Origin of the sequence: Actinophytocola sp. (assembly GCF_045807065.1) — a bacterium.
GTDB lineage: Bacteria > Actinomycetota > Actinomycetes > Mycobacteriales > Pseudonocardiaceae > Actinophytocola.
The window spans coordinates 1-4,787 of record NZ_JBJMIE010000606.1; the positions used below are offsets into that span (position 1 = coordinate 1).

The following is a 4,787-nucleotide window of genomic DNA, read 5'->3' on the forward strand; positions in this document are numbered from 1 at the left end:
GCGACGTGGGCGGCCATGCAGGTCTGGCAGCCGATCCAGCCCTGTGCGGCGAGGGACACCTTCTCGCTGAGCTGCCGGGGCAGCTTCACCCGTTTCATGGCTCTGGACAGGTCCAGATAGCCCTGGAGAAGCGCGGGGGAGTGCGCCATCGTCGCGACCAAGTCGCCGGCCGAGCCGTGCCGGCCGATGATGCCGTCGAGCAGTTCCCGCGACTTGTCCTGCGCGGTCTCGGGTGTGAGCGGGGCGATGTTGCGGGTCATGCCGCCACCGCCTCGTCCTGGCGCCCGGTGCCGGCGCAACGTCACGACGGCGGTTATCGCGCCGATGAGGGCGATGCCGGCCGCGCCGAGGAACGCGGCCGACAGCCCGTCGGTGAGCCGTGCGGTGTCCGTGACCTGGTCGGCGCGGAGGGAACTGGCGAGCGCGGTCATCGCCCGCCTTCGCGACCGCGTGCAGCGCGGCGCGGCGCAGATCGGCTTCCTGATCCGATGTCGAGTGGGCGAACCGCAGCAGCGCCGCTTCGGGGTCACCGGAGGCGTCCAGCACCTCACGCAGCGCCCCGCACCGTCGCGTCCTCCCGGCTCAGCACCGGCCGGTAGTGGTAGGCGCGGCCAGCCCGGTGCCGGTGCACCCATCCCTTGCGATGCAGGTTGTCCGGCACCGTCATCACAGTCGTGTACGCCAGTGTGCGTCCGGGCGAGTGCTGGTCGAGCACGTCGCGAACCCGCCCGGGATGGTCGGTGTGCCACAGCACCTCCATCACCGTCTTCCAGGTCGCCGAGCCCGAACATGGTCCACTCCACTCGCCGAAGCACTTCCTACTACCGATGATAGTTGACGAGGGTGAAATGGTCAGTCGCCGGGCTGCAGGAAGGCGGTTTCCTGCCGGCTGAGCACGACGAAGGTCGTTCGACTCTGCGCCACCGAACTGGTACTCAGCGACAACAGGGCCTGGTAGGCGATCGCCGTGCCCACTCGTCGACTCGGGCGAAGCGCAGGTCGTCGGCCCCTGTGCCGTATCGGTCAGGCGGGTGGCCGCAGGCCGGTCAGGGTGACCGTGACGAGTCGGCGGACCGCTGCCTTGGATGGCAGGTCGCCGGCTGCGGCGAGGGCGTGAAGGCAGTAGGCGGCGAGCTCGCCGGGTGTGATGTCGTCCCGGACGTGGCCGCTTGAGGCGGCGTCGGTGAGCACGTCGCGGATGAGGTTGTGGAGCTGTCGTTTTGGTTCCGCGGTGTGTTCGTCGCGGTGTAGGAACGCGGTTAGTTCGCCGCCGAGTCGTTGGCGGGACCGCTCGTGTGCGATGAGCGCGTAGCCCTCGAGCACGGCTTCGAGTCGCGCCGCGGGATCGCCGGCCTGGTCGCGCACGGTGGTGAGGTGCTCGATGTGGTGAGCGATGTGCCGGTCATGCCAGGCGACGAGGATCGACTCGACGTCGGGGAAGTACTTGTACAGCGTGGCTCGCCCGATGCCGGTCTGCTCGGCGATGCGGGACATCGTCGCCGAGCGCAGCCCGTCCTCGGCGACCAGGGTTGCCGTGGTGTCCAGGATGGCGTCGCGCACGTCTCGGCGGTGCGCCTCGATCGTCTCGTTCCACAGTCGGGGCACCACTCAAGTGTACAGCGGGCCGATCTGTAGACGCTCTGTATTGACAGAGACAAAGTGTATTGAAAAACTGCCGGCGTGAACGAACATGAGAAAGTTGGCGTGTTGCGGCACCGGTCGGGTCGCTCGGTGGCTCTGGTCGTCGCGGTCAAGGTGGTGATCGTCGTCCTCGTGCTCGCCCTGCCGTCCGGGGTCGCGCTCTCGCTCGGGGCCGCGCACGGGGTCGCCCTGTTGCTGCTCGTGGTGGTCGCTGCGGCGCTGCTGGTCGTCAAGGCCATCAGGCGCAGGAGTCGCAGATGAGCGTCCTCCACGTGCCCGGCGCCCGGCTCTACTACGAGACGCATGGCAGCGGCCCGCTGCTGGTCATGATCCCGGGCGCCGGTGGCGCCGCCGACGTCTTCCGGGCGGTGACCGAGCACCTGGCGGCGCATTACACCGTGGTGATCTACGACCGGCGCGGTTTCTCACGAAGCCGGCTCGACGGGCCGCAGGACTACGACCGTCGACTCGAGACGGACGTGGACGACGTCCGGTGTCTGGTCGAGCACCTCGGCGACGAGCCGGCGACCGTGTTCGGCGCCAGTTCCGGCGCGATCGTCGCGCTGGCGCTGCTGGCCCGCCACCCGTCCGTGGTCGGGACGCTGGTTCCGTTCGAACCACCCCTCATGCGGTACCTGCCCGGAGGGCAGCGGTGGGTGGACTTCTTCACCGAGACCTACGGCGTGTACCGGGAGTCCGGCGTGGACGTCGCGCTCGCCGGTTTCCGCGAGCGCACCTTCCCGGCCTCGGACCAGCGAGTCATGGCCCGCGCTCCCCACAACGAAGCCAACGCTGGCTACTGGTTCGAGCATGAACTGCGCCAGTACCCGCCCGCCGAACTCGACCTCGATGCGCTGAAAGCCCACGCGGACCGGATCGTGTGGGCCGCCGGACGTGAAGGCAGTGGGTATCCCGCGCACGACGTCGTCACGGAGCTGGCCGGGCAACTTGGCCGGAACGTCATCGAACTGCCGGGCGGCCACGTCGGCTTCGTGGCTCACCCGGCGGAGTTCGCGCATGAACTCGTCCGCCGGCTCGAACTCGCCGTCGCCCGCGATCCGGGGTCGATGAGCCCGCAGGACTGGGAGGACTCGTACGCCAGCACACCACACTGGGATCTCGGGCGTCCCCAGCCGGCGTTCCGCGTGCTCGCCGATGCCGGTGCGTTCCGGGGTCGGGTGCTGGACGTCGGCTGTGGCACCGGTGAGCACGTGCTCCTGTGTGCGGCGCTCGGCCTGGACGCTACCGGCGTCGACGTCGCGGCCGCGCCCCTACGGGCCGCCCAGCAGAAGGCGCGGGATCGTGGGCTCACCGCGCGGTTCCTACAACACGATGTGCGTGCGCTGGCGAAGCTGGGGAGGGCCTACGACACCGTGCTCGACTGCGGGCTGTTCCACATCTTCGGCGACGAGGACCGATCGGCCTATCTGGACAGTGTGCGATCCGTGCTGGTGCCGGGCGGCCGCTACTTCATGCTCTGCTTCAGCGACCGGCAACCCGGTGACGGCGGCCCACACCGGTTCACGCGGGACGAGATCACCGCCGCCTTAGCCCGCGGCTGGCGGGTCGACTCGATCGAACGAACCACACTCGACAGCCCCACCGGCGGCATCCACGGCTGGATGGTCGCCCTCACCCGGGAGAACAGCACATGCTGACCGCCGAAACCACCATCCAGACCGCGAACGCGAGCCGCTATCTCGTCCAGCAGTGCCAGCACGCCACCAAGATCGGCCACCGCCTCCGGCACCTGCACACCCGCGCCGCACATGAGCGGCCCGAAGTGCTTGACGCCGACTGGTCGGACACCCACGGCACCATCACCCTGAGCTGGGGTCGCTGCGTTCTGGACGCCGGTCCGACCACCTTGACCGTGCGTGTCGAAGCCGCTGACGAGGAGAACCTCCACCGGGTACAAGCCATCATCGCCGCGGACCTCGAACGGTTCGGCCGGCCCGAAGGGGTGACGGTGGTATGGCGGCTCGTTCAACCCGACCAGGCGGGCTGACGCTCGGCGGGGCCGTCCAGCGTTTCTCGATGCGGCCGAACCGCCACACTGCCAACGCGATCAGCCAGGTGGCCACGAAGACGATCACGACGGTGACGTCCGCAGCAAGCAGAGTTCCGCGAGGCTAACCGGCCGTGGCCGGCCGACGCGCGGTACCCGCACGTGGGCAACCCGAAGCAGGCGGGGAAGGCTCGTGAGACGCCCCGGGGCAGAGTCAGCGCGGCGGCGGCGACCGCGACGAGGAAGGCGAGGCAGGTCGCCAGCATCCCGAGCAGGCCGCCTAAGAACTCCTAACGAAATGGATCTTGGGATAGGTTGATCAGGGAGCTTGTTGGTCAGTGCGTGAGGAAGGGTCAGCAGCCTCTGTGGATCGTGTCCGGCGAGTTGTGGGCAGGGATCGAGTCGCTGCTGGCGGTCGTCCCGGGACGCACCGACCATTCCGGCCGCGAGCGCCTGGACAACCGGAAGGTTCGTGCGGCATCCTGTTCGTGCTGTACACGGCCTTTCTGTGGGAGTTCCTGCCCGTGGAGTTGGGCCCCGGTTCGGGCATGACCTGTTGGCGGCTGCGGGACTGGAACGACGCCGGTGTCTGGCAACGTCTGCACGAGTAACTGCTCGGCGAGTTGAACGCCGGGGCGCTGGACTGGTCGAGGGCGGTGATCGACGGCTGGCATATCCGAGCCCTCAAAGGCGGCCCAAACCGGGCCGAGCCGGGTCGACCGTGTCCGAGCTGGCTGGAAACATCATCTGATCACCGAAGCGCACGGCGTCCCGTTGCAGGTGTCGCTGACCGGCGGCATCCGCGACGAGGTCACCCAGCTCATGCCTCTGATCCAGGCCATCCCGCCGATGCGGGGCCGGCGTGGGCGGCCTCGGCACCGACCGGACGCTATCTACGCCGGTCGCGGCTATGACCACGACAAGTACCGCAAGCAGGTCCGCGACGTCGGAATCACGTCGGTCATCGATGGGCCGGACCGGGTCGTGTTTCGACAACGCCGCGGCCGAGTCGTTCTTCTCCACGCTGGAACACGAAGTGCTCTCTCGTCATCATTTGCAATCCCCGATCGATTACGAGACCGCTGCGGCCAACCGAGCCGCATAGAGGAGTCCTCCACGGTTCGGGGGGAAGCTCACC

At 68.6% G+C, this 4,787-nt stretch carries 6 protein-coding genes and 3 pseudogenes; 5 read left to right on the plus strand and 4 right to left on the minus strand.

Annotation, left to right across the window (positions count from 1 at the left end):
* The 4 genes and pseudogenes from ACJ73U_RS35335 to ACJ73U_RS35350 all read right to left on the minus strand — a co-directional run.
* Positions 1-431 (minus strand): annotated as a pseudogene (locus tag ACJ73U_RS35335) (hypothetical protein); the annotation flags it as partial.
* A 22-nt stretch (positions 432-453) separates the two neighbouring features.
* Positions 454-791, minus strand: a pseudogene (locus ACJ73U_RS35340) (BlaI/MecI/CopY family transcriptional regulator); the annotation flags it as partial.
* A gap of 61 nt (positions 792-852) precedes the next feature.
* Positions 853-975, minus strand: a complete 123-nt coding sequence (locus ACJ73U_RS35345) for a hypothetical protein (RefSeq protein ID WP_407782106.1) — start codon at positions 973-975, stop codon at positions 853-855.
* Positions 976-1,023: 48 nt separating this feature from the next.
* Positions 1,024-1,605: a TetR/AcrR family transcriptional regulator gene (locus ACJ73U_RS35350; protein ID WP_407782107.1), complete on the minus strand. Its 582-nt coding sequence runs from the start codon at positions 1,603-1,605 to the stop codon at positions 1,024-1,026.
* Between the two features lie 75 nt (positions 1,606-1,680).
* On the opposite strand from ACJ73U_RS35350, the gene ACJ73U_RS35355 reads away from it, so the two are divergent.
* From ACJ73U_RS35355 to ACJ73U_RS35375, 5 genes and pseudogenes are all read left to right on the plus strand, one after another.
* Complete coding sequence (locus ACJ73U_RS35355; protein WP_407782108.1) at positions 1,681-1,902, plus strand: hypothetical protein; 222 nt, start codon at positions 1,681-1,683, stop codon at positions 1,900-1,902.
* Positions 1,899-3,299 carry an alpha/beta fold hydrolase gene (locus ACJ73U_RS35360; RefSeq protein WP_407782109.1) on the plus strand — a complete coding sequence of 467 codons (1,401 nt, stop codon included), beginning with the start codon at positions 1,899-1,901 and terminating at the stop codon, positions 3,297-3,299. The genes ACJ73U_RS35355 and ACJ73U_RS35360 overlap by 4 nt, the downstream gene beginning before the upstream one ends.
* Positions 3,293-3,649 carry a DUF2218 domain-containing protein gene (locus ACJ73U_RS35365; protein ID WP_407782110.1) on the plus strand — a complete coding sequence of 119 codons (357 nt, stop codon included), beginning with the start codon at positions 3,293-3,295 and terminating at the stop codon, positions 3,647-3,649. The genes ACJ73U_RS35360 and ACJ73U_RS35365 overlap by 7 nt, the downstream gene beginning before the upstream one ends.
* Before the next feature lie 386 nt (positions 3,650-4,035).
* Positions 4,036-4,260, plus strand: coding sequence for a transposase (locus ACJ73U_RS35370; protein ID WP_407782111.1), 225 nt, complete (start codon positions 4,036-4,038; stop codon positions 4,258-4,260).
* A gap of 163 nt (positions 4,261-4,423) precedes the next feature.
* A pseudogene (locus ACJ73U_RS35375) lies at positions 4,424-4,787 on the plus strand (hypothetical protein); the annotation flags it as partial.

Coding starts and splice junctions, on each gene's coding strand:
- ACJ73U_RS35365 (WP_407782110.1), top strand. CDS start 3,293: ATGCTGACCGCCGAAACCACCATCCAGACCGCGAACGCGAGCCGCTAT.
- ACJ73U_RS35360 (WP_407782109.1), top strand. CDS start 1,899: ATGAGCGTCCTCCACGTGCCCGGCGCCCGGCTCTACTACGAGACGCAT.